This window comes from Streptomyces sp. NPDC052701 (assembly GCF_040678355.1).
GTDB lineage: Bacteria > Actinomycetota > Actinomycetes > Streptomycetales > Streptomycetaceae > Streptomyces.
Window position 1 is genome coordinate 11565 of record NZ_JBFATO010000003.1, and the last position, 23734, is coordinate 35298.

Consider the following 23734-nt stretch of genomic DNA (forward strand, 5'->3'; position numbering starts at 1 on the left):
CTTTCTTCCTGTTCAGGGGGGCGCGCCGGGAAGATCGCGCGAGGCGCGTCGATTCAACCCGCGTACGGGTCCTGCACCCGGCCCGGCCGGGCGAGGAACTCGAAGTCGCAGCCGGTGTCCGCCTGGGTGATCTGGTCGTTGTAGAGCGCGCCGTAGCCGCGCTCGTAGCGCGTGGGCGGCGGCGTCCACGCCGCCCTGCGCCGCCGGAGCTCCTCGTCGTCCACGTGGAGGCGCAGGGTGCGGGCCTCGACGTCCAGGGTGATGAGGTCTCCGTCGCGCACCAGCGCCAGCGGTCCGCCGACGTACGACTCGGGCGCCACGTGCAGCACGCACGCGCCGTAACTGGTGCCGCTCATCCGGGCGTCGGAGATGCGGACCATGTCCCGCACGCCCTGCCTGAGCAGGTGGTCGGGGATGGGCAGCATCCCGTACTCGGGCATGCCCGGACCGCCCTTGGGGCCGGCGTTGCGCAGCACCAGCACGTGCTCGGGGGTGATGCCGAGCGAGGGGTCGTTGATGGTCCGCTGCATCGTCCGGTAGTCGTCGAAGACGACCGCGGGGCCGGTGTGCCTCAGCAGGTGCGGCTCGGCGGCGATGTGCTTGATGACCGCGCCGTCCGGGCACAGGTTGCCGCGCAGCACGGCGACCCCGCCCTCGCTCGCGACCGGGTTGTCCCGGGGCCGGATCACGTCGTCGTCGTGCACCCGCGCACCGGCGAGCTGCTCGCGCAGGGTGTCGTACGAGACGGTGGGCCGCTCCAGGTGCAGCAGGTCCGGGATCCGGGAGAGGAACCCGGGCAGGCCGCCCGCGAAGTGGAAGTCCTCCATGAGGTACGTCCGTCCGCCGGGCCGTACGTTGGCCAGCACCGGGACCGTGCGCGCGATGCGGTCGAAGTCGTCCAGGGTGAGCTTCACCCCCGCGCGGCCCGCCATGGCGATCAGGTGGATCACGGCGTTGGTCGAGCCGCCGAGGCCGAGGACGGTCGTCACCGCGTCCTCGAAGGCCTCCGGGGTGAGGATGTCGCTCAGTTTCCGGTCCCGGTGGACCAGTTCGACGATCCTGAGCCCCGCCGCGGCGGCCATCCGGTCGTGTCCGGAGTCGACGGCCGGGATGCTGGAGGCACCCGGGACGGTCACGCCGAGCGCCTCGGCGGCGGCGGTGAGCGTGGACGCCGTGCCCATCGTCATGCAGTGCCCGGGCGAGCGCGCCAGGCCGCTCTCCAGTTCCTGCATCTCGCAGTCGCCGATGAGGCCGGCGCGGCGGTCGTCCCAGTACTTCCACATGTCGGTGCCGGAGCCGAGCACCTCGTTGCGCCAGTGGCCCGGCAGCATCGGGCCGGCCGGGACGAAGACGGCCGGGAGGTCCACGGACGCGGCCCCCATGAGCAGGGCGGGCGTGGACTTGTCGCAGCCGCCCATCAGTACGGCGCCGTCGACCGGGTACGACCGCAGCAGTTCCTCGGTCTCCATGGCGAGGAGGTTGCGGTAGAGCATCGGGGTCGGCTTCTGGAAGGTCTCGCTGAGGGTGGAGACGGGGAACTCCAGCGGGAAGCCCCCGGCCTGCCACACCCCGCGCTTCACGGCCTGCGCGCGCTCGCGCAGGTGGACGTGGCAGGGGTTGATGTCGGACCAGGTGTTGAGGATCGCGACGACGGGCTTGCCGAGGTGCTCCTCGGGCAGGTAGCCGAGCTGGCGGGTGCGGGCGCGGTGGCTGAAGGAGCGCAGCCCCGACGCGACGCCGCTGCCGTACCACTGGTGGCTCCTGAGCTCCTCGGGGCGCTTGCGCGGCGGAGTCGCACCGGTCATATGGACCACCCGGCGGCGATGGCGGCGACCTCGGCGCGCTCGGTCTCGGGCAGCGGCTTGCTCGGCGGGCGGACCTCGCGGCGGCACAGCCCGAGCGAGGCGAGTGCCTCCTTGACGACGGTGACGTTGTTGGCGGAGCCGTTGGCGGCGCGCAGCTCCTCGAAGCGGCGGATCTGCTCCCAGACCTTCATGGCGGCCGGGTAGTCGCCGGAGCGCAGCGCGTCGATCATGTTCCGCGAGACGGCCGGGGCGACGTTCACCAGGCCCGAGGTGAAGCCGGTGGCGCCCGCGGAGAAGTAGGAGGGGGCGTACGGCTCGGCGAGCCCGGCGACCCACACGAACCGGTCCAGTCCCGCGTCCCGCGCGAAGGCGGCGAACCTGGCCGCGTCCGGGACGGCGTACTTCACGCCGACGACGTTCGGGCAGGCGTCGGCGAGTTCGGCGAGACGGGCGCCGGTGAGCTGCGCGGTGCGGATGTAGGGGACGACACCGAGCTCGGGAACGGCCTCGGCGATGGCGCGGTGGTAGTCGACCCAGCCGGCCTGGGAGACGTACGGGTGGACGGGCTGGTGGACCATCACCATCTGCGCGCCGAGCCGCCGGGCGTGCCGGGCGGAGGCCACCGCGGTGGGTACGTCGTGCCCGACGCCGGCCAGGACCACGGCCCGGTCGCCGGCCTCCTCGACGGTCAGCTCGGTGACCAGGCGGCGCTCCTCGGGCGTGAGGGCGTAGAACTCGCCGGTGTTGCCGTTCGGGGTGAGGGTGGTGATGCCGCCGTCGAGGAGACGGCGCAGCAGGGTCCGGTAGGTGTCCCGGTCGACCGAGCCGTCCTCGGCGAACGGGGTGACCGGGATGGCCACCACGTCGGCCAGGGCCGTGCGCTGGGTCTCGAACGTCGTCGTCATGCCGGACCGTCCTCTCCCCGGGGCCCGGCCTGCGCGGAGGGGAAGGCCCGCTCGACGAACGACGCGATGTGGGCGTGCAGGGCGCGCGCCGCGCCGTCCGCGTCCCCGTCGAGGGCGAGCCGCAGGATCTCCCGGTGCTCGCCGGCCTCCCGCTCCCAGGACGGGTCGGCGGCCCAGGCGACGGCGGAGACCAGGGCGGCCTGGTCGCGGACCTCGTCGAGCATCCGGCCGAGCAGCGGGTTGCCGCACGGCAGGTACAGGGCGCGGTGGAACTCCCGGTTGGCGAGCGAGCGTTCGGCGGTGTCGGTGGCCGCGTCGGCCCGGGCCAGCGCGGAGCGGGCCGCGTCCAGGGAAGCCCCGCGGCGCACGGCGCGCCTGAGCGCCTCGGGCTCCAGCAGCAGCCGCACGTCGTAGACCTCGCGCGCCATGTCGGCGTCCACCATGCGCACCGTGACGCCCTTGTACTGGCTCATCACGACCAGTCCGGTGCCGGCCAGGGTCTTCAGCGCCTCGCGCACCGGGGTCTTGGACACCCCGAACTGCGCGGCGAGCTCGGTCTCGACCAGGGCCTGGCCCGGCGTCAGGCGCCCGGTCAGGATGCGGCGTTTGATCTCCTCCAGCACGAACTGCGTGCGGGAGGGGATCGGCGTGGGCACAGAGGTCATGCGCGCCTCTCGGATCTCGTGGATCACGTCAGCAGGTCGGATCACGTGTATCCGATCTCATGTATCGCGTCTCATATATGACGTACGAAGTACGACGCGACGACCGTAGGAGCGGCTCCGTGCTTCGTCAATGCCTCCGACGGAGGAAGTCGAGGTCGCCGGCCGGCCGCGCCGCGCGGGACCGGCGCGGAGGGGCGGGGCGGGGCCGCGCGGAGGGGCGGGGCGGGCCGGCGCCCCCGCGCCTCGGGCGGGCCCGCGGATCCCGTTCGCCTTCGCGACGTGTGCCGGTGCCGGTCTTGCACGGGAGCGGGCCGACGGGGCGGGCGGATCCGGCCGGGGCTTGGCGCGGGAGGGGGACGGGCGGGGCGGGCCCGCCGTGCACGAGCCCGCCCCGGACTCCCGACGTTGCTGTGCCACCGCAACTTCGCGAAGGTACCGCCGCCCCGCCTCACACGGGCCGCGTCCAGCCCGGGTCCCGGCCGCTCAGCCCCAGCACCCGGTCCAGCAGCGGCGCGCCGGACGGGACCGGGACGACGGGTCCGAAGATGTCGTCGCGGCCGGGATCGGCGACGGCCGCCGCCAGGAAGGCGTACGACGCCCGGAGCGCGGCCGGGTCGGGCTCGTAGTCCTGCCCGGTCGCGCGGGCCAGGTCCCAGCCGTGCACGACCAGTTCGTCGGCCGCGACGGCGCCGGCGACCTCGCCGGGCAGCTCCACGCCCCCGGCGCGGGTCGTGCCGGTCCAGGCGGCCGGGTCCCGCCACGCCCCGGCCAGTTCTTCCAGGACCCTGGGCAGTTCCTCGCGCCAGCCCGGTCCGACGTCCGGGACGGTGGTGTCCGGGCTGGTGTCGGTCGTGGGGCCCAGGTCCTTGCGCCCGGCGTCGCGGAAGGCGACGGCCAGCCCGGCCAGGTGGCCCAGCAGGTGGCGCACCGCGTACCGCGGGCAGGGTGTCGCGTCCGCCAGCCGCTCGTCGGCGACGGCCGCGGCGAGGCGCGCCACGATCGCCGCCTGCGGTCCGAGGTCGAGGATCGTGCCGGTGGTGCTGGTGGTGTCGGTGGTGCCGGTCATCCGCTGCTCCTCAGAAAAAAGGCGGGCTCCTGAAGGACAGACCGACGGCGTCCGCGGAACTCATCGGCCGGGGTGCCCGTCTCCATCGGAATCGACCGGTCCCCGCCCCGGGCCCTCGGCACCACAACGAACGGGCACGACAAGCACCCGGGCCAAGGCACCCGGACCGTGCCGCGCGCACGGGAGGACGGGCCCGGGCCGCCCGCGGGCCGCCGCCGGCCGGGGGCGGCCGCGGTGGAACCGGCCGGCCACCGGCCCGTGCCGGTGGTCCTCGGCCTGGCCCTGCCGGTGACGGCCGCCCGCTGCCGCGGGGGTCTCAGAGTCCGGCGAGTGCCGCGCGCACCGCCTCCAGGTCGCCGTCCGACGCCAGCCCGGCGTGATACAGCCGCAGTTCGGTGGCGCCGAGCCCGCGGGCCCGCGCCGCGTCCGCCGCGAGCGTGCCCGGGCTGCCGCCCATGCCGGAGACGACGGTGAGGTTCGCGGCGATGACGGCCGCCGCGCGGCCCTGCCGCGCGAACGGCGTCAGCGCCTGCGCGCCGCCCGTGCAGGGCACGACGACGCCGTCCGCGACGGACAGGATGTGCGCGGGGTCGACGCCGGCGTTCGCGCCGCAGTGGTACGACACCGGGTCCGCGTGCAGCAGCACCTGGAACCCCTCGGGCGCGGCCTCGCGCACCGCGCGCACGGCCGCCTCCTGCAGGGTGCGGGCCGTTTCGTCGCGCCAGGCGCGCGTGGCGGCGGCCCTCGTCTGCCCGAGGAGCTTCTCGACGCCCGTCCAGCCCCCGTCGGAGGGCGCCCCCCGCCACACCGGTTCCAGCGCGGCGCGTACGGCGGCGGCCAGCTCGCCCGCGTCCAGGCCGTGCCGGCCGTAGCCCTGCCCGCAGTCCGGGCAGAAGCACAGGGACATCAGGTACTGCCCGGCGTCCCCGAGGCCGACCCCGCCGGTCTTGTCGTGGGCGTGCAGGTGCTGGAGGCCGTACCAGCCGAGGGACTCCAGCTCGGTGCCGCGCGCGCCGGGCCGTACCGCCGCCTCCGCCGCCAGGTCGACGAGGTAGGCGCGGGTGGCGGGCTGCGCGATGCAGGGCGCCCACGGGTAGCGGTCGCCGTAGGCGTTGACGACCGAGGTGTGCGGGTGCTCGGCGCCCAGGCGGGAGTTGTGCGCGAGCACGACCCAGGTGTGCACCTCCAGACCGGCGTCCGCGAGCGCGCCGGCCGCCGCGCCGAAGGCGTCCCCGGGCGCCCAGTCGCCGGCCGGGTACGGGCGGAGCGTCCGCCCGTCCCAGCGCTCGTCCGCCGGGTACAGCACGGCGGCGTGCTCGGCGGTGACGACCCGGTGGCGCGGGTGGCGGGGCGTCAGCGCGCGCGTGGAGTGGTAGGCGGCGGCGAGCGTCACCTGTGCCACGCCGAGCGCGGCGATCCGCCCGGGTGCCTCCGGGTCCCCGTCGACGTCCCAGGGATAGACGAACGCCGACGCCTTCACGGGGCCTCCTCCAGCAGCGCGTACCCGCGCTCGATCACCTGGGCGAGCTGCTTGACATGGTCCTCGGCCGGCTCGTGCAGCGGGGGCCGCACCTCGCCCACGTCGAGCCCGCGCAGCCGTACCCCCGCCTTGACCAGGGAGACGGCGTAGCCGCGGCCCTGGGCGCGCAGGTCGGCGAACGGCCGGTAGAAGCCGTCCAGGAGCCGCCGGACGGTGGTCTCGTCCCCGGCCTCCAGGGCCTGGTGGAAGGCGACGGCGATCTCCGGCGCGAAGCAGAACACGGCGGAGGAGTAGAGCGTGATGCCGATGCCGCGGTAGGCGAGCTGGGTCTGCTCGGCGGTCGGCAGTCCGTTGAAGTAGAGGAAGTCGCCCGGCGCCTCGGTGCGGACGGCGCTGACGATCCGCTGCACGAGCTCCAGGTCGCCCAGCCCGTCCTTGAGTCCGACGATCCCGTCGGTGCGGGCCAGCGCGACGACGGTCTCCGGGGTGAACACGGCGTTGTCGCGCTGGTAGACGACGACCGGCAGGGAGGTCGCGGCGGCCACCTGCCGGTAGTGCCGCAGCAGCCCCTCCTGCGCGGCGACGACGAGGTACGGGGGCATGGCGAGCAGCCCGTCCGCCCCGGCCTCCTCGGCGAGGCGGGCGTAGTGCACGGCGAGCGCGGTGCCGTATCCGGCGCCCGCGACGACCGGTACGCGTCCCTCGGCCGCCTCGACGGCCGCCCGTACGCACGCCTGGAACTCCTCGGGGGCGAGCGCGTGGAACTCCCCGGTGCCGCAGCAGGCGAAGACGGCGGCGGCACCGGCCTCGATCCCGCGCCTCACGTGGGTGCGGCAGACGTCGAGGTCCACGGAGCCGTCGGGGCCGTAGGCGGTGACCGGGAAGAACAGCGGCCCGCTGGGGATACGGAGTCGAGCGGCGAGAGGGGCTGGCGTCACGGGCTCTCCCGGTTCCATATTCATGATCTGCGTCTATATTTCTGAACACGTTCACGCTAAGGTGCCACCGCGAGGCCGGTCAAGCGGGCCCACTCGCGACACACCAGCGGATTCACCGCCCGGACGGCACTCTTGACGGGTCACGCCACGGCTCCCTACCGTGTCCACGCATATGAATGCGGTGCACTCATATGCACAACCGTCCAGGTGCACACCGCCGAGTCACCGCCGAGTCACCGCCGAGTCAAGGAGACCCGAGGATGCCCGCTCCCCGCACCGTTCTGCTCACCGGCGCCGCCGGCGGGCTCGGCACCCTGATGCGGGACCTGCTCCCCGGGTACGGCTACGAGCTGCGCCTGTTCGACCTGCGGCCCGTCGAGGGCGAACCGGACGCGATCACCGCCGACCTCGCCGACCGGGAGGCCGTGCGCGAGGCCGTCCGGGGCGTCGACGCGATCATCCACCTGGCGGGCATCTCCCTGGAAGCCCCCTTCGAGAAGATCCTCAAGGCGAACATCGAGGGCACCTACCACCTCTACGAGGCGGCCCGCGAGGAGGGCGTGCGGCGCATCGTCTTCGCCTCCTCCAACCACGCGGTCGGCTACACCCCGCGCCCCCGGGAGGGCGACCCGCTCATCCCGGTCGACACCCCGCGCCGCCCCGACACCTTCTACGGCCTGTCCAAGTCCTTCGGCGAGGACCTCGCCCAGCTCTACTGGGACAAGCACGGCCTGGAGACCGTCTCCGTGCGGATCGGCTCCTGCTTCCCCGAGCCGACCAGCGTGCGCATGCTCTCGGTGTGGATGAGCCCCGCCGACGGCGCCCGCCTCTTCCACGCCGCCCTGACCGCCGAGCACGTCGGCCACACCGTCGTCTACGGCTCCTCCGCCAACACCCGCCTGTGGTGGGACCTGTCCTCCGCCCGGGCGCTCGGCTACGAGCCGCAGGACGACTCCGAGCCGTACGCCGGAAAACTCGTCGCCGAGCAGGGGGAGCTGGACCCCGGGAACCCGGCGCACGCCCGCCTCGGCGGACACTTCGTGACCGACCCGCCGATCTGGCCCCACTGACCCGGCACCGATCCGGCCGGGACGGCGGAAAACGAGCGTTCGCGGGAGCGGGCGGGCAGCAAACGGGCCCGCCCGCTCCCGCATTCGGGCATCCGCGATGCCCGATCTCACGCACCGACCCACGGTATCGCAGGTCCCAGACGGGCCCCCCTTCAGCAGAACGGGCAGAAACGGGCAGCATCGACTTCGCAACAGACCTGGTCAGCACCGCATCTCCGCTGTAGAACTTCCCCCACGGGCCCCACCGGGCCCGAACGGGCAGCATCGGCTCGGACGCCCCGGAGGCGGACGGGCCCGGATCACGTCAGGGAGCGGGTGTCGGCGATGACGACGGCGAAGACGGTGAGGACCGCCGAGGAACGCCAGCGCGAGATCCTGCGTCTCGCGCGGGCCGGCGGCTCGGTCGACGTCACCGCGCTCGCCGACGACCTGGGCGTGGCCAAGGAGACCGTACGGCGCGACCTGCGCGTCCTGGAGGACCACGGCCTGCTCCGCCGCACCCACGGCGGCGCCTACCCCGTGGAGAGCGCCGGCTTCGAGACGACGCTCTCCTTCCGCGCCACCAGCCACGTGCCCGAGAAGCGCCGGATCGCCTCCGCCGCGGCCGAGCTGATCGGGGACGCCGAGACGGTCTTCGTCGACGAGGGCTTCACCCCGCAGCTCATCGCCGAGGCCCTGCCGCGCGACCGGCCGCTGACCGTGGTCACCGCGTCCCTGCCGGTCGCGGGCTCGCTCGCCGAGGCCGAGAACGCCAGCGTCCTGCTGCTGGGCGGCCGGGTCCGCTCCGGCACCCTCGCGACGGTCGACCACTGGACCACGAAGATGCTCGCCGGCTTCGTCATCGACCTGGCGTACATCGGCGCCAACGGCATCTCCCGCGAACACGGCCTCACCACCCCCGACCCGGCCGTCAGCGAGGTCAAGGCGCAGGCCATCCGATCCGCGCGGCGCACCGTGTTCGCAGGTGTCCACACCAAGTTCGGCGCGGTCAGCTTCTGCCGGTTCGCCGAGGTCGGCGCGCTGGAGGCGATCGTCACGAGCACGCTGCTGCCCTCGGCCGAAGCCCACCGCTACTCCCTCCTGGGACCCCAGGTCATCCGCGTCTGAGGCCCGGGCCGGCCACGGCGCACCGCACACACGGATCCGGACACCCCCTCGAAGACCCCTCCCACCCGCGACAGTCCCCTTTATCCGCATATATCCAGGAGCACCGCATGCGACCCCAGAGCCGACGAGCGCCACGCACCCTGATCGCCGTGGCCACCGTAGGGACGCTGTTCACCCCGCTGCTCACCGCCTGCTCGGGCGCCGGCGGGTCCGCCTCCTCCGGCGGCGACTCCCTCAACGTCCTGATGGTGAACAACCCGCAGATGGTGGAGCTGCAGAAGCTCACCGCCGACCACTTCACCAAGGACACCGGGATCAAGGTGAACTTCACCGTCCTCCCGGAGAACGACGTCCGGGACAAGATCAGCCAGGACTTCGCCAACCAGGCGGGCCAGTACGACGTCGCCACGCTCAGCAACTACGAGATCCCGATCTACGCCAAGAACGGGTGGCTCCACTCCCTGGACTCCTACGTCGAGAAGGACACCGCCTTCGACCAGGACGACATCCTCCCCCCGATGACGCAGGCCCTCACCGGCGAGGACGGCAAGCTCTACGGCCAGCCCTTCTACGGCGAGTCCTCCTTCCTGATGTACCGCAAGGACGTCTTCGAGAAGGAGGGCCTGACCATGCCCGCCAAGCCCACCTGGAAGCAGGTCGCCGACCTGGCGGCGAAGGTGGACGGGTCCGCGTCCGGCATGAAGGGCATCTGCCTGCGCGGCCTGCCCGGCTGGGGCGAGGTCCTGGCCCCGCTGACCACGGTGGTCAACACCTTCGGCGGCACCTGGTTCGACAAGGACTGGACGGCGCGGCTGGACTCCAAGGAGTTCAAGGAGGCCACGCAGTTCTACGTCGACCTGGTCCGCAAGCACGGCGAGGCGGGCGCCGCCCAGGCCGGCTACGCCGAGTGCCTGAACAACATGACCCAGGGCAAGACGGCCATGTGGTACGACGCCACGGCGGGCGCCGGCTCCCTGGAGGCCGACGGCTCCCCGGTCAAGGGCAAGATCGGCTACGTCCCGGCCCCGGTCGAGAAGACCGACAGCTCCGGCTGGCTCTACACCTGGGCCTGGGGCGTCCAGAAGGCGTCCAAGAACGCCGAGAACGCCTGGAAGTTCATCTCCTGGGCCTCCGGCAAGGAGTACGAGAAGCTCGTCGGCGAGAAGATCGGCTGGGCCAACGTGCCGGCCGGCAAGCGCGCGTCGACCTACGACATCCCGCAGTACCGCAAGGAGGCGGGCGCCTTCGCGGACGTCACCCGGGACGCCATCGCCGGCGCCAAGCCGGAGAACCCGGGCGTGCAGCCCCGGCCCGCGCCCGGCATCCAGTTCGTCGGCATCCCCGAGTTCACCGACCTGGGCACCAAGGTCTCCCAGGAGATCAGCTCCGCCATCGCCGGCCGGCAGTCCGTGGACAGCGCGCTGAAGAAGGCGCAGCGGCTCGCCGAGGCCGTCGCCGAGAAGTACGAGGAATCATGACCGTCACGACTCCCCCCGCCCGGGTCGCCGCCGCCCCCGCGCGGCAGGCGGCCCGGCCGCCGGGCCGCCTGCGCGCGTGGGCCACCCGTGCCCCCCTGCTGCCCGCCCTGATCTTCATGATCGCGGTGACGCAGCTGCCCTTCGTGGCGACCCTGGTCATCTCGTTCTACGACTGGAACGCGCTGTACCCGGACCAGCGCCACTTCGCCGGCCTCGCCAACTACTCCGAGGTCCTCAGCACGCCCGAGCTGCGCAAGTCCGTGTGGACGACCGTGCTGCTGACCGTCACGGTGGTGCTGGTCAGCCTGGTGCTCGGACTGCTGCTGGCGCTCCTGCTGGACCGCCGCTTCCGGGGCCGGGCCGCCGTGCGCACGATGCTCATCGCGCCCTTCCTGCTGGTGCCGATCGCCGCCGCGCTGCTGTGGAAGCACGTGCTGTTCAACCCCGAGTACGGCCTGTTCAACGGCATCCTGCACGCGATCGGAGGGGACGGGGCGCCCCAGCCGGACTGGATCTCCGAGATGCCGCTGGCGGCGGTCGAGGCCTCGCTGATCTGGCAGTGGACCCCGTTCATGATGCTGATCCTGCTCGCCGGACTGCAGAGCCGCGACCCGCAACTGGTCGAGGCGGCCCGGATGGACGGCGCCGGCGACTGGCAGGTGTTCGTCCACATCACCCTGCCGCATCTGCGCCGCTACCTCGAACTGGGCGTGCTGCTCGGCTCGATCTACATCGTGCAGAACTTCGACGCGGTGTACACCATCACCTCCGGCGGCCTGGGCACCGCCAACCTGCCGTACACCATCTACCAGACCTTCTACCAGGCGCACGAGAACGGTCTCGCCTCGGCGGCCGGCGTCATCGTCGTCATCGGCTCGATCGTCCTGGCGACCTTCGCGCTGCGCGTGGTGTCGTCCCTGTTCCGTGAGGAGGCGTCCCGCGGATGACCACTCTCACCACCGCCGCCCCGCGGCGCACCCGGCCCGGCGGACGGCTCCGGGGCGCCGCCGTGGGGGTCACCGCGTGGCTGGCCGGCCTGCTGTTCGTGCTGCCCCTGCTGTGGATGGTCCTGACGTCCTTCCACTCGGAGGCGGACGCGGCGACCAACCCGCCCTCCCTCGCCGCCTCCCTCACCCTGGACAGCTACCGCCAGTTCTTCGGGCTGAACGGCGGCGCCAGCCCCTGGCCGCCCCTGATCAACTCGGCGACGGCCTCGGTCGCCTCCACGCTGCTGACGCTGCTCCTCGCGCTGCCCGCCGCGTACGCGCTGTCCATCCGGCCGGTGAAGAAGTGGACCGACGTCCTGTTCTTCTTCCTGTCGACCAAGATGCTGCCGCTGGTGGCGGGCCTGCTGCCGATCTACCTGTTCGCCAAGAACGCCGGCCTGCTCGACAACGTCTGGACGCTGGTCATCCTCTACACCGCCATGAACCTGCCGATCGCGGTGTGGATGATGCAGTCCTTCCTCTCCGAGGTGCCGACCGCGATCATCGAGGCGGCGCAGATCGACGGCGCGAAACTGCCGACGATCCTGTGGCGCGTGGTGGCCCCCATCGCCCTGCCCGGGATCGCGGCGACGGCGCTGATCTGCTTCATCTTCAGCTGGAACGAGCTGCTCTTCGCCCGGGTCCTCACGGGCGTCGTCGCCGAGACCGCCCCCGTCTTCCTGACCGGCTTCATCACCAGCCAGGGCCTGTTCCTGGCGAAGGTGTGCGCCGCGTCGCTCGTCATCTCCCTGCCGGTGCTCGCCGCGGGGTTCGCCGCCCAGGACAAACTCGTCCAGGGCCTGTCGTTGGGAGCCGTGAAATGAAGGCCGCCGTCATCGAGTCCGTGGGCCGGGCCGTCGTCGCCGAGGTCCCGGACCCGACGCCCGGGCCGCGCGAGGTCGTCGTCGAGGTCGCGGCCTGCGGACTGTGCGGGACGGATCTGCACATCCTCCAGGGCGAGTTCGCCCCGAAGCTGCCGATCGTGCCGGGGCACGAGTTCGCGGGCGAGGTGGTCGGTGTCGGCACCCAGGTCACGGAGCTGGCGATCGGCGACCGGGTCGCGGTGGACCCGTCCCTGTACTGCTACGAGTGCCGCTACTGCCGCGACGGCCACAACAACATGTGCGAGCGCTGGGCGGCGATCGGCGTGACGACGGCGGGCGGCGCGGCGAAGTACGCGCTGGCCCCGGTGGCGAACTGCGTGAAGCTCCCCGAGCACGTCCGCACCCAGGACGCGGCCCTCGTGGAGCCGCTGTCCTGCGCGGTGCGGGGCTACGACGTGCTCAACTCCCGCCTGGGCGCGCACGTGCTGATCTACGGCTCCGGCACGATGGGCCTGATGATGCTGGAGCTGGCCAAGCGGACGGGCGCGGCCAGCGTGGACGTGGTCGACGTCAACCCGGCACGGCTGGAGACGGCCCGCCGGCTGGGCGTGTCGGCGTCGGCCACCAGCGCGGACGAGCTGGACCGCCCGCAGGGCTGGGACGTGGTCGTCGACGCGACCGGCAACGCGGCGGCGATCCAGGACGGCCTGGAGCGGGTGGCCAAGGCGGGAACGTTCCTGCAGTTCGGGGTCGCCGACTACGCGACGCGCGTGACGATCGACCCGTACCGCATCTACAACCAGGAGATCACCATCACCGGTTCGATGGCGGTCCTGCACAGTTTCGAGCGGGCGGCGGAGCTGTTCGCGAACGGGGTGCTGGATCCCGAGGTCTTCATCAGCGACCGCGTGCCGCTGGAGCGCTACCCCGAGGCGCTGGAGCAGTTCGCGGCCGGGGTGGGCCGCAAGATCGTGGTCGTGCCCTAGGCGCGTCCGCGCCGCGGGGCGCGGGCCCTCGAGGACGGGACGGGCGGGGCTGCGGGAGCGGGCACCGCGTGGTGTCCGCTCCCGCAGCCCCCGTCCCTGCCGTCGCGGGCATGCCCCTCCCCAGGGTGCCGCCTGCGCGGTCCACGCGGGCGGCACCGTCCGCATCGCCCGCCACGGCCGCCCCGCGGCCCCTCCCGGCCCCCGCGCGGCACGGTTTCGCACGGGGGCCGGGACCTCCGGCGCCGGCCGTCCTCACGGCCGGCGCCGGCCCGATCGGGCGCAGGGTAAGGGAACGGTAAAACGGCCCCGCTCGTTCACCCTGCATGACAGCTATGACCCCCGGCTCGAACATCCCCCTGTCCGCCGCCCGCGTGACGGTGGACGTCGCCGCCCCGGTGCGGCTCGACGTATCGGGCCTGCTGCTCACCGCCGACGGCAAGGTGCGCTCCGACGACGACTTCATCTTCTACAACCAGCCGGCCGGCCCGGGCGTGACGTACCGCCCGGGCGGCGGCACGGCCCCCGACGCGATCACGGTCGACACGACCGCCGTCCCGCCCGGCATCGAGAAGATCGTCGTCACCGCGAGCCCGGACGCCCCGGGGCAGACCTTCCAGGGCATCGAGCCGACGGCCACCGTCCGCAACGCGGACGACCAGTCCGTCCTGGCCACCTTCACGCCCCCGCGGCTCGGCTCCGAGACCGCTCTGGTGATCATCGAGATCTACCTGCGCAACGGCCAGTGGAAGGCCCGCGCCGTCGGCCAGGGGTACGCCAACGGCCTGGCGGGCATCGCCACCGACTTCGGCGTCACGGTGGAGGAACCGGCCCCGGCCGCCCCCCAGCCGGCCGCCCCTTCCCAGCCGGCCGCCCCTTCGCAGCCGGTCGCTCCGCCCCGGCCGGCCACCCCTCCCCCGGCCGCCGTCCGGCCTTCCGCCGCCCCGGCGGCTTCCCCGGCCGCGCCCGCCGCCGCTCCCGGCGCCGGCACCGGGAAGATCAACCTCGACAAGGGCCGCGTCAGCCTCCAGAAGAACCAGACCGTCTCCCTGATCAAGGGCGGCCGTCCGCTGCTCTCCCAGATCAGGATGGGCCTGGGCTGGGAACCGGCGTACCGCGGCAAGGACATCGACCTGGACGCCTCGGTCATCGCCTACGGCCCGCAGCGCAACCACATCGACAGCTGCTACTTCGGCAAGCTGCAGATCGTGAACGGCGCGATCCGGCACTCCGGCGACAACCTCACGGGCGAGGGCGGCGGAGACGACGAGGTGATCACGGTCGACCTCGGCCGTCTCCCGCAGGAGGTCACGGGCCTGGTCTTCACGGTCAACTCCTTCTCCGGCCAGAAGTTCACCGAGGTGGCCAAGGCCTACTGCCGGCTGCTCGACGGCACCACCGGCGAGGAGCTCGTCCGCTTCGACCTCACCAGTGCCGAGCCGCAGACGGGCGTGATGATGGCCAAGCTCATCCGGCAGTTCTCCGGCGAGTGGGAGATGACGGCGATGGGCGACTTCGTGAAGTCGCGCACGGTCCGCGGGATGGTGAAGCCGGCCGCCCAGGCGCTGTAGCGGGACGGCGGCCGGGGTGCCGCGGCGCCCGTACGATCCCGAAGGCGCCCCCGCCCGGGGGCGCCCGGCGTTCAGGCGCCCGGCGCGCGGTGCCCGGCGCCCGGCCGCAACCCCTCCGTCAGCAACGTCAGATACCGGCGGATGTGCCGGCCCTCCCCGTCCGCCAGTTCCGACGCCGTGACCACGCCGTGGGCCAGGCGCAGCACGTCGACCGGGTCGACGTCGGGCCGCAGCGTCCCCTCCCGCTGTGCCGCCCCGACCAGCCGCGCCGCCGCGCTCTTCACGCAGTCGCCGCAGGCCGGGGCCGCGGCCGGGCCGGCGTCCGTCACGGCCGAGCCGAGCAGGGCCTTCAGCCCGCGGACCTGGATCATCCCGGCAGCGAGTTCGGTCAGCCACTCCAGCAGCGCCGCACCGGGCGGCAGTCGTGCGGCGAGCTCGTCGGCGCGCGCCGCGACCGCCTCGATCCGGTCGAGGTACGCGGCCTCCAGCAGTGCCCGGCGCGTCGGGAAGTGCCGGTACAGCGTGCCGGAGCCGACCCCCGCCCGCTTGGCGATGTCGTCGAGCGAGGCGCCCTCCCCGTGCTCGGCGAAGGCTTCCACCGCCGCCCTCAGCAACCGGTCGTGGTTGCGCCGGGCGTCCGCGCGCATGGCCCTGACCCGCGTCATCCAGCAACTCCTCGCACACCGGGGCCCTTGCCCGCATGTTATCGAGGACGCCGGCGGCGCAGGCGGGACACCGGGGCACACCGGTGGGCGGGTGCGGGGCGTGGCCCGCGCCCCCCTCGCGGTGCGGGCCAGGCCCGGCCCGGGCGGCCCCGCCCGCTCCGGGCCGGCCGGCGTCCCGGGTGGCCTCGGGCAGGGGCACCGTCCGTCCGGACGCGACGAGGTCCGCGTCCGCCGCCCGCGGGGCGACCGCCCTCCAGGAGCGCGTGCCGCGGGACGGGCGAGCGAGTCGATCACCGCTTCGGGCACCGCGCCGTGTCCGGCCGTTCGGCTCCCGCGGCGCTTCGGCGGCCTCGGAACGCCGGCGTCCCGGACGCGGGCGCCCTCTCACCCTCCCTGCTGGGAGCGCGCCTTGAACGCCGCCTTCCGCGCTTCCTTCGCGATCCTCTTGTCCGGGTGCAGCCGCCCCATCGCCTCCAGCACCTCCGCCGTGGCCGGGTGATCGACCCGCCAGACGGTGTCGAAGAACCCGCTGTGCTGCCGGGCCAGCCCCTGCGCCAGCGCGCGCAGTTCCTCGGAGTTGCCCTCGGCGGCGAGCTGCGCGGCGAGCGTGTCGACGGTCAGCCAGAAGACCATCTCCTGGGAGGGCGCCGGTACGTCGGACGCCCCGTGCTCGGTCAGCCACACCCGTGCGAGCCCGCCCAGTTCGGCGTCGTCGAGGACCTCCCGCAGCGCCGGCTCGGCCGACGCGCCGACCAGCGACAGCGCCTGCTGGCAGCGCAGCCGGCGCAGCGGAGCACCGGCGTCCGAGCCGCGCGCCGCCGCCAGCAACTCCCGTACCGCGGCGAGGGGTTCGCGGCGCGCCAGCCACTGCTCGGTCTCGGCCTGCGCCACCGCCGGCGGGAACGCGGCCGTGCCGTCGAGCAGCGCGTCGGCCCCCTTGTCGGCGAGGTCCCCGACCGCGGGCGCCTCGAACCCGGCCTCCAGCAGCCGGGAGCGCAGCCCGTACAGCCCGAGCGGCGTCAGCCGCACCATGCCGTAGCGGGAGACGTCGGTGTCGTCGACGGGCGCGGCCGGCTCCGCCGCGGCGGAGCCGGTGCCGTCGGCCTCCGCCATCAGCGCCTCGTCGACCGGCTGGTACTCCACGAGCCCCACCGGCTCCAGCATCCGGAACTGCTCGTCCAGCCGCATCATCGCGTCCGACACCTGCTCCAGGACGTCGTTGGTGGGCTCGCCCATGCCGCTGGGGACGATCACCGACGCGGCCAGCGCCGGCAGCGGCACCGGCGCCCCGCCGGGCGCCTCCCCGCCGACGGTGAGCAGGTAGAGGTTCCCGAGCACCCCGTCGAGGAACTCCGCCTCGGCCTCCGGGTCCCAGCCGAGGGAGGAGAGGCCGCTCCCGCCGGCGGCGACCGCGTCGGCCAGGCCCTCCAGGCCGGGCACGCTCGCGTCGGCGAGCACGGTCTCCAGGGCGCCCAGCCACACCCCGAGGACGTCCTGCGGCGAGCCCTCGGTGAGCAGCGCGAGGTCCCCGCCCGCCGCCACGGTGCCCTCCTCCTCGTCGACGACCTCGACGAGGCCGGTGTCCACGGCGACCCGCCACGCCTCGCTCGCGTACGCCTCGGCGTCCTCCCCGCTCAGACCGAGCGCCTCGGCCGCCGCCGGCAGCTGCTCGTCGACGAGCCCGCCCCCGGCGTCGACCCGGGTGTCCGGGCCCGCCCAGCGGGCCAGCCGCGCGGCCCGGGAGAGCAGGGGCGTGGACAGGGCGTCGCGCGCCAGCTCCGCTTCGGGGTGCAGCAGCACCGGCGGCAGGGGGGAGCTGTCTGACATCGGCTGTTTCTCCTAGGACGCCTTCGTACGACTCGCCCGCTCAGCCTAGACGGGTTTCCACCCATGCCGCCCGCTTCATCTCCCCGTGGGTGGACGTACCTGGCCCGAACCTTGACAAGTGGCCGGACCAAGCTGGAGATTGACGCGCGTAGAAGTCGGCGGACACCTGTTCACCGGATCACCCCACGCACCGTCCGGCGTCCACCGTCTTCCTACGCACGCCGCGCCGCACCACAGGGCGCGGCTCCCACCGTCCGGCTCCACCCCCGTCCCGGCGTCCGTCACGTCCCCGGAGGGAACTCCCTTGCCGAGCAAGTCGTCCGCGCGCCTCGCCGCGCTCACCGTCGCCGCCGTGTGCTCCGCGGCGGCGGCCACCCAGCTGGTCGTCCTCCCCACGCCCGCGCACGCCGACTCCGTGCGCGTCCACGACATCCAGGGCAGCACCCGCACATCGCCCTACGCCGGCCAGCAGGTCACGGACGTGACCGGCGTCGTCACCGGCATCCGCACCTACGGCTCGTCGAAGGGCTTCTGGATCCAGGACCCGGCCCCGGACGCCGACCCGGCCACCAGCGAGGGCGTCTTCGTCTTCACGAACTCGGCGCCGAAGGGCGTGGCCGTCGGCGACCTGGTCGCGGTCTCCGGCACGGTCGCGGAGTACGTCCCCGGCGGCGCCTCCTCCGGCAACCAGTCGCTGACCGAGATCACCCGGCCGACGTTCACGGTCGTCTCCGGCGGCCACCCCGTCCCCGCGGCGACGGCCGTGGACGCGCGGTCCGTCCCGGACGCCTACACCCCGTCCGGCGACCCGGCCGCGAACGGCTCGGTCAACGGCCTGCGCCTGCGGCCGGCCCGGTACGCCCTCGACTTCTACGAGTCCCTGGAGGGCATGAACGTCCGGGTCGCCGACGCCCGCGTGGTCGGCGCCACCGACCCGTACACCGAGCTGTGGGTCACGGTGAAGCCGCGGGAGAACCCCAGCCGCCGCGGCGGCACGGTCTACGGCTCCTACGACGCCCAGAACACCGGCCGCCTGCAGGTCCAGTCCCTCGGCCCGGCCGCCGGCTTCCCGGAGGCGAACGTCGGCGACACCCTCACCGGCACCACCGCGGGCCCGCTGGACTACAACCAGTTCGGCGGCTACACCCTCGTCGCGAACGAGCTCGGCGCCCTGCAAAGCGGCGGCCTGGAACGCGAGACGACCCGCGGGCAGAAGCAGGGCGAGCTGGCGGTGGCGACCTACAACGTCGAGAACCTCGACCCCTCCGACGACACCTTCGCCGCGCACGCCGCCGCGATCGTGGACAACCTGAAGTCGCCCGACATCGTCTCCCTGGAGGAGATCCAGGACGACAACGGCGCCACCGACGACGGCGTGGTCACCGCCGGCCGGACGGTGGGCGGGCTGATCGAGGCGATCGTGGCGGCGGGCGGCCCACGCTACGACTGGCGCGGCATCGACCCCGCCGACGACGCGGACGGCGGCGAGCCCGGCGGCAACATCCGCCAGGTGTTCCTCTTCAACCCGCAGCGGGTCTCCTTCACCGACCGCGCGGGCGGTGACGCCACCACGGCCGTCGGCGTGACCCGGGTGCGCGGCAGGGCGGCCCTGACCGTCTCGCCCGGGCGCGTCGCCCCGGCCGAGGAGGCCTGGAAGAACAGCCGCAAGCCGCTGGCCGGCGAGTTCGTCTTCCGCGGCCGCACGGTCATCGTGATCGCCAACCACTTCAACTCCAAGGGCGGCGACCAGGGCCTGACCTCGCAGTACCAGCCCCCGGCCCGCAGCTCGGAGACCCAGCGCCACCAACAGGCCGCCCTGGTCAACGCCTTCGTCGGGGACGTCCTCGCCGTCCAGAAGAACGCGGACGTCATCGCCCTCGGCGACATCAACGACTTCGAGTTCTCCGAGACCGCGAAGATCCTCGAGGGCGACGGCGAGCTGTGGTCGGCGGTCAAGTCGCTGCCCAGGAGCGAGCGGTACAGCTACACGTACCAGGGCAACAGCCAGGTCCTCGACCAGATCCTGGTCAGCCCCTCGATCCGCCGCGGCTGCGGCCTCGACTACGACAGCGTGCACATCAACGCGGAGTTCCACGACCAGATCAGCGACCACGACCCGCAGGTCCTGCGCTTCCGCCCGTAGCGCACGCCCGGGGCCGGCCGGCCGCCGCGGCCGGCCGGCCCCGCCGGGCTGTCACCCGGGCACGAGCCCGAGGGCGTGCGTGTACCGGTGGCCGGTGAACGCCCGCACCCCCGGATGGGTCCGCACCCGGTCCCACAGCCCGGTCGGCGACCCGATGCCCTCGCCCGGGGCCTCCCACGCCTCGTCGTAGGCACGGGCGCTCTCCCACTCGGCGTAGTTCAGGACGTGGCTGCCGTCGGTGCTGAGGTGGAAGTGGGCCGAGATCATCCCGCGGTGCCCCTCGGGGTCGTCGGCCAGGGCCTTCAGCACGAGGTCCACCCAGTCGCGCCGCTCCTCGGCCGCCCCCTCCTCGAAGTCGATGCGCACGGCCATGATCAGCCCCGGCACACGGGCGTCGTCCACCGCGCGCTCGCGGCTGCGGTAGCGCCGGTACCGGTCGATCCTGACCCGCTCGATGCCCGGCACCGCGGTGTCGATCTCGTCGACCCGCTCCTGCCGGTGCGCCTTCACGAACGACTCGTACCCCTGCTCGCTCCTCCACTGCGAGTAGTGCATCAGGGTGGATCCGTCGTGCCCGGCGTAGATGTGATACCCCGCCAGGTCGTCCGTGGGCCACGGCCGGCGCTCCCAGGTCCGCCCGATCGCCTCGACGGTCTCCCGCTGCCGCTCGGGCGTGCCCACCCGCCAGGTGCTGAAGAAGGGCGCGAGGACCCGGGCGTCGGTGAGGTCGGGATGTTCGGTCGTACGGCGGGTCATTCGTACCTCCGCTCCTCGATGACGAACACGTGCATCCACCACCGTGCGACCTCAACCGAGATTCAGGTCAAGTGGGAGATTGCGCACGGGAATTCGGGACACCCTCCTGGTCATGGACAAGGACGGCCCCAGCCGGTTGCCCGCACGGTCGTGGCGGGCGGTGACGTACCGCACGTTCAAGGAGCTGCTGGACGACGAACTGTCCGACCGCGCGGCCGCGCTGACGTACTACGGCGTCCTGTCGCTGTTCCCGGCCCTGCTGGTGCTGGTCTCCCTGCTGGGCGTGGTGGGACGGCGCGCCACGGACAGGATCCTCGACAACACGGGGGACCTGGCGCCGGGCCCGGCCAGGGACATCCTGCACGACGCGGTGGTCCAGCTGGGCGACAGCGGCGGCACGGGCGGCGTCCTGGCCGTCCTCGGCCTGCTCTTCGCGCTGTGGTCGGCATCCGGCTACGTCGCCGCGTTCATCCGCACCTCCAACGCGGTCTACGACCTGCCGGAGGGCCGCCCGGTCTGGAAGCTCACACCCCTGCGCCTGGTGCTGACCGTGGCCCTGATGCTGATGCTCGCCGCGAGCGCCCTGATCGTGGTGTTCACCGGCCCCCTGGCCGAGCGGGCGGGCACGGCGATCGGTCTCGGCGACGCGGCGATCGCGGCGTGGGGCGTCGCCAAGTGGCCGGTCCTGCTGCTCCTGGTGGCCCTGATGATCGGCCTGCTGTACTGGGCGGCCCCCAACGTCCGCGGCCGCGGCTTCCGCTGGATCTCCCCGGGCAGCGTCCTGGCCACGGTGATCTGGCTGGTCGCCTCCGCCGGCTTCGCCGTCTACGCGGCCCACTTCGGCACGTACAACAGGACGTACGGCACCCTCGCCGGCGCCATCGTCTTCCTGGTGTGGCTGTGGCTGTCCAACCTGGCGATCCTGCTGGGCCTGGAGTTCGACGCGGAACTGGCCCGGGAACGGGCGATCGCCCACGGGCGTCCCCCGACGGAGGAACCGTACGTGGAGCCGCGGGACACCCGGAAGTGGCCCCCGCGGCTCCGTGCGGCGAAGGGGCACTGACCCCCGCCCCGAGGCGGTGCGGGACGGCTGCCGGGCCACCCCGCCCGGGCCGCCGCGGGCACCCCGTCGCCGCGGGCACCCGCGCACGTCGAAGCCCCGGCCGGCCGGTCACACCCGGCCGGGGCCGCACCACACGGGTCAGCGGCGCCGGCGGTGCCGCCCGTACCCGGCGTACCTGCCGTACACCCCGTGCCCGGCGTACCTGCCGTACCCGGCGTACACAGCGTGCCGCCACCGCAGCGCCCCCGCCGCGACGACCGCCGCGCCCGCCGCCACCCCGGCGACCAGCACCGATCGTGGATGACGCCTCCCGGCCCGCACGACGGTCCGCACCGGCGCGGTCACGCCGTGCTCCACGCGGTGGCCCGCCTGCGCCGCCTTGTCCTGCACGGTGTGACCGGCCTGCGCCGCGCTGCTGCGCAACTGCACCGTCATCGCCCCGGCCTTGTCCCTGAGGTCGGCGGCCCGGGCCCGCGCCCGGCCCTTCACGTCCATCTTCCCCGCCAGCTCCTCGACCGTGTCGCCGAGGTCGCTGCGCGTCCGCTCGATCTGCTGCTGCAACTCGTCGGGGCCCTTGGCCCCACCGGCCCCGGCCTGCCCGGCCGGACCGCCGCCCTTCGTCGCGCCCCCGCTCATCGCGTCCGGGCCCGTCGCGTCCGTCATCGATGCGTCCCTTCCCTGATCTCCTCGACGTCGGCCTCGATGCCGCGACGGCCTGCCCGGGCAAGGGAGGTGCGGCGCGGCCGGCTCCGGCCGGTCACCACCGCCGTGCCGGCCGGCGCGAGCGCCACTTCCTGCCGTCCGGGCCCGGAGGGCTGTTCCGCGGCCTGCCCGAAGGGCTCGCCCACGCGGTGGCGCCCGTCGTGAACGGCCCCGTCGTACGTGCTCCGGGTCACGGCGTTCCGCCTCCTCTCGGTCCGGACCGGCCGGGTACCCGGGCCCCGCCCCGGCTACCCCTGCGCGGCCCCGCCGGGTCCACGCTCACCCAACCGGGCCAGCTGGGTCTGGAACCAGTCGAGCCGGGCCTGCAGCAGAGCCGCCTCGGCGACGAGCTCCGCGACCCCGAACCCTTCACCGGTGTCCGCCCCACCGGACCCCGTACCGTCCCAGGCCACGCTCCCCGCGGGCCCCGTACCGTCCCGGGCCACGCTCCCCGCGGGCCCGGTCCGCGCCGGCACCACCCGCACCCCGTCCCCCGCCAGCCGCGCGAACCCGGCCGGCGACACCGACGCCCGTCCCCGCAGGCACCCCGCGCAGGAGGGCGCCAGCGCCCGCCAGCCCGGCCGCCCCCAGCCGGCGTCGGCCAGGGCCACCGCCGCCGCACCGCAGGCACACGGTCCGACGGTCACGCTGCGCACCCGCTGCCGGGCGTAGCGGAACCCGCGTTCGAAGCGGATGTAGGAGCCGAGGACCGCGACCTCCAGCAGCACGGCGGTCCGGTGGCCGGCCGTGCACAGCAGCGCCTCGGCCGCCGACCGGTCGTGCACGCAGTGGAAGCCGCAGTCGCAGCGGCGGTGCGGTGCCCTGTGCCGCAGCCCGTAGACGCAGGACGCGTCGGCCAGGACTCCGTACGGCAGCGCGCCGCCGAGCGACACACCGGTGAACCCGGCCCGGGTGCCGTCCTGGGACAGCACCGGGTGGGCGATCTTGTATCCGGTCGGCGGCTCCGTCGGGCGTTCCTGCGGGAGCCGCAGCCTCATCGGGGGACCGGAGCCTCTTCGGGCGCCGCCGCCTCGGTCCGCCGGTCCTCGGCGGGGATGCCGGGCTCTTCCTCGTGGGCCTGCGGCTGCTCCTGCTCCTGCGCGACCCCGGTGGCCAGTGCCTTGCCGAGCTTCATGACGCCTCCCATGACATGCCGTCGTTCGGTGACCGTCATGGCCATGGTGACCCATCCGGGACCGGGTTGCACACAGGGCGGCCCGCCGCCCCCGGCGGGCGGCCGCCGGCAGAACGCGGCCTCGCCCTGTACGCGGTGGGCGGGGCCGACTGCGTCAGCGCGGTCGCGAACGTGGTCCCGGACCGGGTGCGGGCCGTCCCGGAGGCCTTCGGCGCGGGCGGCACGGCGCGGGGGCCGAGCGGACACGGGCCGGGGCCCGTACCGCGGGTGCGCGGTACGGGCCCCGGCCCGTCGGTGCGGCGGCTCAGCCCCAGCGGTAGCCGTCGCCGAACAGCAGCGTGTGCTCCAGCACGTCCTCCATCGGGTCGTCGACCTGGCCGACGTTGACCAGGCCGATCCGCGGACCGTTGTGCGAGGCGGTGTTGGTCTCGTCGGCGTGCGCGGTCCCCGCCGGCAGCCAGCACACCACCGCGGCGGCACCCGCCCCGGTCAGCCACCGCGCCACGGCCCTCGTCCGCTCGTTCCTCATGTCCCAGCCCTTCGTCCGGTCGGTTCGGCGTCTGAT

23 protein-coding genes and 1 pseudogene are annotated in these 23734 nt (G+C 73.8%); 10 read left to right on the forward strand and 14 right to left on the reverse strand.

Annotated features, from left to right (window positions below):
• Nucleotides 1-53: 53 nt before the first annotated feature.
• The 6 genes from araD to AB0L29_RS05125 form a co-directional block, all read right to left on the reverse strand.
• Nucleotides 54-1805 (reverse strand): L-arabinonate dehydratase, encoded by a 1752-nt coding sequence (gene araD, locus AB0L29_RS05100; RefSeq protein WP_365823475.1) that lies wholly within the window; start codon nt 1803-1805, stop codon nt 54-56.
• Entirely contained in the window at nt 1802-2710 is a 909-nt protein-coding gene (locus AB0L29_RS05105) for a dihydrodipicolinate synthase family protein (RefSeq protein WP_365823477.1), read from the reverse strand. The genes araD and AB0L29_RS05105 overlap by 4 nt, the downstream gene beginning before the upstream one ends.
• Nucleotides 2707-3375 carry a GntR family transcriptional regulator gene (locus AB0L29_RS05110; protein ID WP_365823479.1) on the reverse strand — a complete coding sequence of 223 codons (669 nt, stop codon included), beginning with the start codon at nt 3373-3375 and terminating at the stop codon, nt 2707-2709. The genes AB0L29_RS05105 and AB0L29_RS05110 overlap by 4 nt, the downstream gene beginning before the upstream one ends.
• A 448-nt stretch (nt 3376-3823) precedes the next feature.
• Nucleotides 3824-4441, reverse strand: a complete 618-nt coding sequence (locus AB0L29_RS05115) for a TIGR03086 family metal-binding protein (RefSeq protein ID WP_365823481.1) — start codon at nt 4439-4441, stop codon at nt 3824-3826.
• Between the two features lie 316 nt (nt 4442-4757).
• Nucleotides 4758-5921: a hypothetical protein gene (locus AB0L29_RS05120; RefSeq protein WP_365823483.1), complete on the reverse strand. Its 1164-nt coding sequence runs from the start codon at nt 5919-5921 to the stop codon at nt 4758-4760.
• Entirely contained in the window at nt 5918-6859 is a 942-nt protein-coding gene (locus tag AB0L29_RS05125; RefSeq protein WP_365823485.1) for a 5-dehydro-4-deoxyglucarate dehydratase, read from the reverse strand. The genes AB0L29_RS05120 and AB0L29_RS05125 overlap by 4 nt, the downstream gene beginning before the upstream one ends.
• Before the next feature lie 260 nt (nt 6860-7119).
• Between AB0L29_RS05125 and AB0L29_RS05130 the strand changes: the two genes are divergently transcribed.
• The 7 genes from AB0L29_RS05130 to AB0L29_RS05160 all read left to right on the forward strand — a co-directional run bounded on the left by AB0L29_RS05130 (nt 7120) and on the right by AB0L29_RS05160 (nt 14878).
• Nucleotides 7120-7929 (forward strand): NAD(P)-dependent oxidoreductase, encoded by an 810-nt coding sequence (locus tag AB0L29_RS05130; protein ID WP_365823486.1) that lies wholly within the window; start codon nt 7120-7122, stop codon nt 7927-7929.
• Nucleotides 7930-8253: 324 nt separating this feature from the next.
• Nucleotides 8254-9036, forward strand: a complete 783-nt coding sequence (locus tag AB0L29_RS05135; protein WP_365823487.1) for a DeoR/GlpR family DNA-binding transcription regulator — start codon at nt 8254-8256, stop codon at nt 9034-9036.
• Nucleotides 9037-9143: 107 nt separating this feature from the next.
• Nucleotides 9144-10514 carry a sugar ABC transporter substrate-binding protein gene (locus tag AB0L29_RS05140; RefSeq protein WP_365823489.1) on the forward strand — a complete coding sequence of 457 codons (1371 nt, stop codon included), beginning with the start codon at nt 9144-9146 and terminating at the stop codon, nt 10512-10514.
• On the forward strand, nt 10511-11461 hold the full coding sequence (locus AB0L29_RS05145; protein WP_365823491.1) for a sugar ABC transporter permease: 951 nt from the start codon (nt 10511-10513) through the stop codon (nt 11459-11461). Before AB0L29_RS05140 ends, AB0L29_RS05145 begins: the two co-directional genes overlap by 4 nt.
• The gene (locus AB0L29_RS05150) at nt 11458-12324 is read left to right on the forward strand and encodes a carbohydrate ABC transporter permease (protein ID WP_365823493.1); all 867 of its coding nucleotides are present in this window, start codon (nt 11458-11460) and stop codon (nt 12322-12324) included. Before AB0L29_RS05145 ends, AB0L29_RS05150 begins: the two co-directional genes overlap by 4 nt.
• On the forward strand, nt 12321-13310 hold the full coding sequence (locus AB0L29_RS05155; protein ID WP_365823494.1) for a zinc-dependent alcohol dehydrogenase family protein: 990 nt from the start codon (nt 12321-12323) through the stop codon (nt 13308-13310). The genes AB0L29_RS05150 and AB0L29_RS05155 overlap by 4 nt, the downstream gene beginning before the upstream one ends.
• Before the next feature lie 332 nt (nt 13311-13642).
• On the forward strand, nt 13643-14878 hold the full coding sequence (locus AB0L29_RS05160; RefSeq protein WP_365824052.1) for a TerD family protein: 1236 nt from the start codon (nt 13643-13645) through the stop codon (nt 14876-14878).
• 71 nt (nt 14879-14949) lie between these two features.
• Here the strand turns inward: AB0L29_RS05160 and AB0L29_RS05165 are convergent, their stop codons facing one another.
• On the reverse strand, nt 14950-15543 hold the full coding sequence (locus tag AB0L29_RS05165) for a helix-turn-helix domain-containing protein (protein ID WP_365823496.1): 594 nt from the start codon (nt 15541-15543) through the stop codon (nt 14950-14952).
• A 384-nt stretch (nt 15544-15927) separates the two neighbouring features.
• On the reverse strand, nt 15928-17370 hold the full coding sequence (locus AB0L29_RS05170) for a hypothetical protein (protein ID WP_365823498.1): 1443 nt from the start codon (nt 17368-17370) through the stop codon (nt 15928-15930).
• A 304-nt stretch (nt 17371-17674) separates the two neighbouring features.
• On the opposite strand from AB0L29_RS05170, the gene AB0L29_RS05175 reads away from it, so the two are divergent.
• Nucleotides 17675-19513 carry an endonuclease/exonuclease/phosphatase family protein gene (locus tag AB0L29_RS05175; RefSeq protein WP_365823500.1) on the forward strand — a complete coding sequence of 613 codons (1839 nt, stop codon included), beginning with the start codon at nt 17675-17677 and terminating at the stop codon, nt 19511-19513.
• A gap of 51 nt (nt 19514-19564) precedes the next feature.
• Here AB0L29_RS05175 and AB0L29_RS05180 read toward each other — a convergent pair whose 3' ends face one another.
• Nucleotides 19565-20269, reverse strand: coding sequence for a hypothetical protein (locus AB0L29_RS05180; protein ID WP_365823501.1), 705 nt, complete (start codon nt 20267-20269; stop codon nt 19565-19567).
• Between the two features lie 112 nt (nt 20270-20381).
• Between AB0L29_RS05180 and AB0L29_RS05185 the strand changes: the two genes are divergently transcribed.
• Nucleotides 20382-21332, forward strand: coding sequence for a YihY/virulence factor BrkB family protein (locus AB0L29_RS05185; RefSeq protein WP_365823503.1), 951 nt, complete (start codon nt 20382-20384; stop codon nt 21330-21332).
• 138 nt (nt 21333-21470) lie between these two features.
• On the opposite strand, the gene AB0L29_RS05190 is transcribed toward AB0L29_RS05185, so the two are convergent.
• Genes AB0L29_RS05190 through AB0L29_RS05205 form a run of 4 tightly spaced genes read right to left on the reverse strand, consistent with a single transcriptional unit; the run spans nt 21471 to nt 23214 of the window.
• Nucleotides 21471-21968 (reverse strand): DUF3618 domain-containing protein, encoded by a 498-nt coding sequence (locus tag AB0L29_RS05190; RefSeq protein ID WP_365824054.1) that lies wholly within the window; start codon nt 21966-21968, stop codon nt 21471-21473.
• 23 nt (nt 21969-21991) lie between these two features.
• Nucleotides 21992-22228 (reverse strand): hypothetical protein, encoded by a 237-nt coding sequence (locus AB0L29_RS05195; protein ID WP_365823505.1) that lies wholly within the window; start codon nt 22226-22228, stop codon nt 21992-21994.
• 54 nt (nt 22229-22282) lie between these two features.
• On the reverse strand, nt 22283-23032 hold the full coding sequence (locus tag AB0L29_RS05200) for a hypothetical protein (RefSeq protein WP_365823507.1): 750 nt from the start codon (nt 23030-23032) through the stop codon (nt 22283-22285).
• Nucleotides 23029-23214 (reverse strand): hypothetical protein, encoded by a 186-nt coding sequence (locus AB0L29_RS05205; RefSeq protein ID WP_365823509.1) that lies wholly within the window; start codon nt 23212-23214, stop codon nt 23029-23031. Before AB0L29_RS05205 ends, AB0L29_RS05200 begins: the two co-directional genes overlap by 4 nt.
• 75 nt (nt 23215-23289) lie before the next feature.
• On the opposite strand from AB0L29_RS05205, the pseudogene AB0L29_RS05210 reads away from it, so the two are divergent.
• Nucleotides 23290-23397: pseudogene (locus tag AB0L29_RS05210) on the forward strand (4-hydroxy-tetrahydrodipicolinate synthase); the annotation flags it as partial.
• A 76-nt stretch (nt 23398-23473) separates the two neighbouring features.
• Here AB0L29_RS05210 and AB0L29_RS05215 read toward each other — a convergent pair.
• On the reverse strand, nt 23474-23698 hold the full coding sequence (locus tag AB0L29_RS05215) for a hypothetical protein (RefSeq protein WP_365823511.1): 225 nt from the start codon (nt 23696-23698) through the stop codon (nt 23474-23476).
• Nucleotides 23699-23734: the final 36 nt, after the last annotated feature.

Bases quoted from the DNA above. Each gene is read 5' to 3' on its own strand.
- AB0L29_RS05115 (WP_365823481.1), bottom strand. From the start codon at position 4,441: ATGACCGGCACCACCGACACCACCAGCACCACCGGCACGATCCTCGAC.
- araD (WP_365823475.1), bottom strand. From the start codon at position 1,805: ATGACCGGTGCGACTCCGCCGCGCAAGCGCCCCGAGGAGCTCAGGAGC.
- AB0L29_RS05155 (WP_365823494.1), top strand. From the start codon at position 12,321: ATGAAGGCCGCCGTCATCGAGTCCGTGGGCCGGGCCGTCGTCGCCGAG.
- AB0L29_RS05215 (WP_365823511.1), bottom strand. From the start codon at position 23,698: ATGAGGAACGAGCGGACGAGGGCCGTGGCGCGGTGGCTGACCGGGGCG.
- AB0L29_RS05200 (WP_365823507.1), bottom strand. From the start codon at position 23,032: ATGAGGCTGCGGCTCCCGCAGGAACGCCCGACGGAGCCGCCGACCGGA.
- AB0L29_RS05150 (WP_365823493.1), top strand. From the start codon at position 11,458: ATGACCACTCTCACCACCGCCGCCCCGCGGCGCACCCGGCCCGGCGGA.
- AB0L29_RS05145 (WP_365823491.1), top strand. From the start codon at position 10,511: ATGACCGTCACGACTCCCCCCGCCCGGGTCGCCGCCGCCCCCGCGCGG.
- AB0L29_RS05205 (WP_365823509.1), bottom strand. From the start codon at position 23,214: ATGGCCATGACGGTCACCGAACGACGGCATGTCATGGGAGGCGTCATG.
- AB0L29_RS05170 (WP_365823498.1), bottom strand. From the start codon at position 17,370: ATGTCAGACAGCTCCCCCCTGCCGCCGGTGCTGCTGCACCCCGAAGCG.
- AB0L29_RS05185 (WP_365823503.1), top strand. From the start codon at position 20,382: ATGGACAAGGACGGCCCCAGCCGGTTGCCCGCACGGTCGTGGCGGGCG.
- AB0L29_RS05110 (WP_365823479.1), bottom strand. From the start codon at position 3,375: ATGACCTCTGTGCCCACGCCGATCCCCTCCCGCACGCAGTTCGTGCTG.
- AB0L29_RS05135 (WP_365823487.1), top strand. From the start codon at position 8,254: ATGACGACGGCGAAGACGGTGAGGACCGCCGAGGAACGCCAGCGCGAG.
- AB0L29_RS05165 (WP_365823496.1), bottom strand. From the start codon at position 15,543: ATGACGCGGGTCAGGGCCATGCGCGCGGACGCCCGGCGCAACCACGAC.
- AB0L29_RS05130 (WP_365823486.1), top strand. From the start codon at position 7,120: ATGCCCGCTCCCCGCACCGTTCTGCTCACCGGCGCCGCCGGCGGGCTC.
- AB0L29_RS05140 (WP_365823489.1), top strand. From the start codon at position 9,144: ATGCGACCCCAGAGCCGACGAGCGCCACGCACCCTGATCGCCGTGGCC.
- AB0L29_RS05160 (WP_365824052.1), top strand. From the start codon at position 13,643: ATGACCCCCGGCTCGAACATCCCCCTGTCCGCCGCCCGCGTGACGGTG.
- AB0L29_RS05190 (WP_365824054.1), bottom strand. From the start codon at position 21,968: ATGAGCGGGGGCGCGACGAAGGGCGGCGGTCCGGCCGGGCAGGCCGGG.
- AB0L29_RS05105 (WP_365823477.1), bottom strand. From the start codon at position 2,710: ATGACGACGACGTTCGAGACCCAGCGCACGGCCCTGGCCGACGTGGTG.
- AB0L29_RS05180 (WP_365823501.1), bottom strand. From the start codon at position 20,269: ATGACCCGCCGTACGACCGAACATCCCGACCTCACCGACGCCCGGGTC.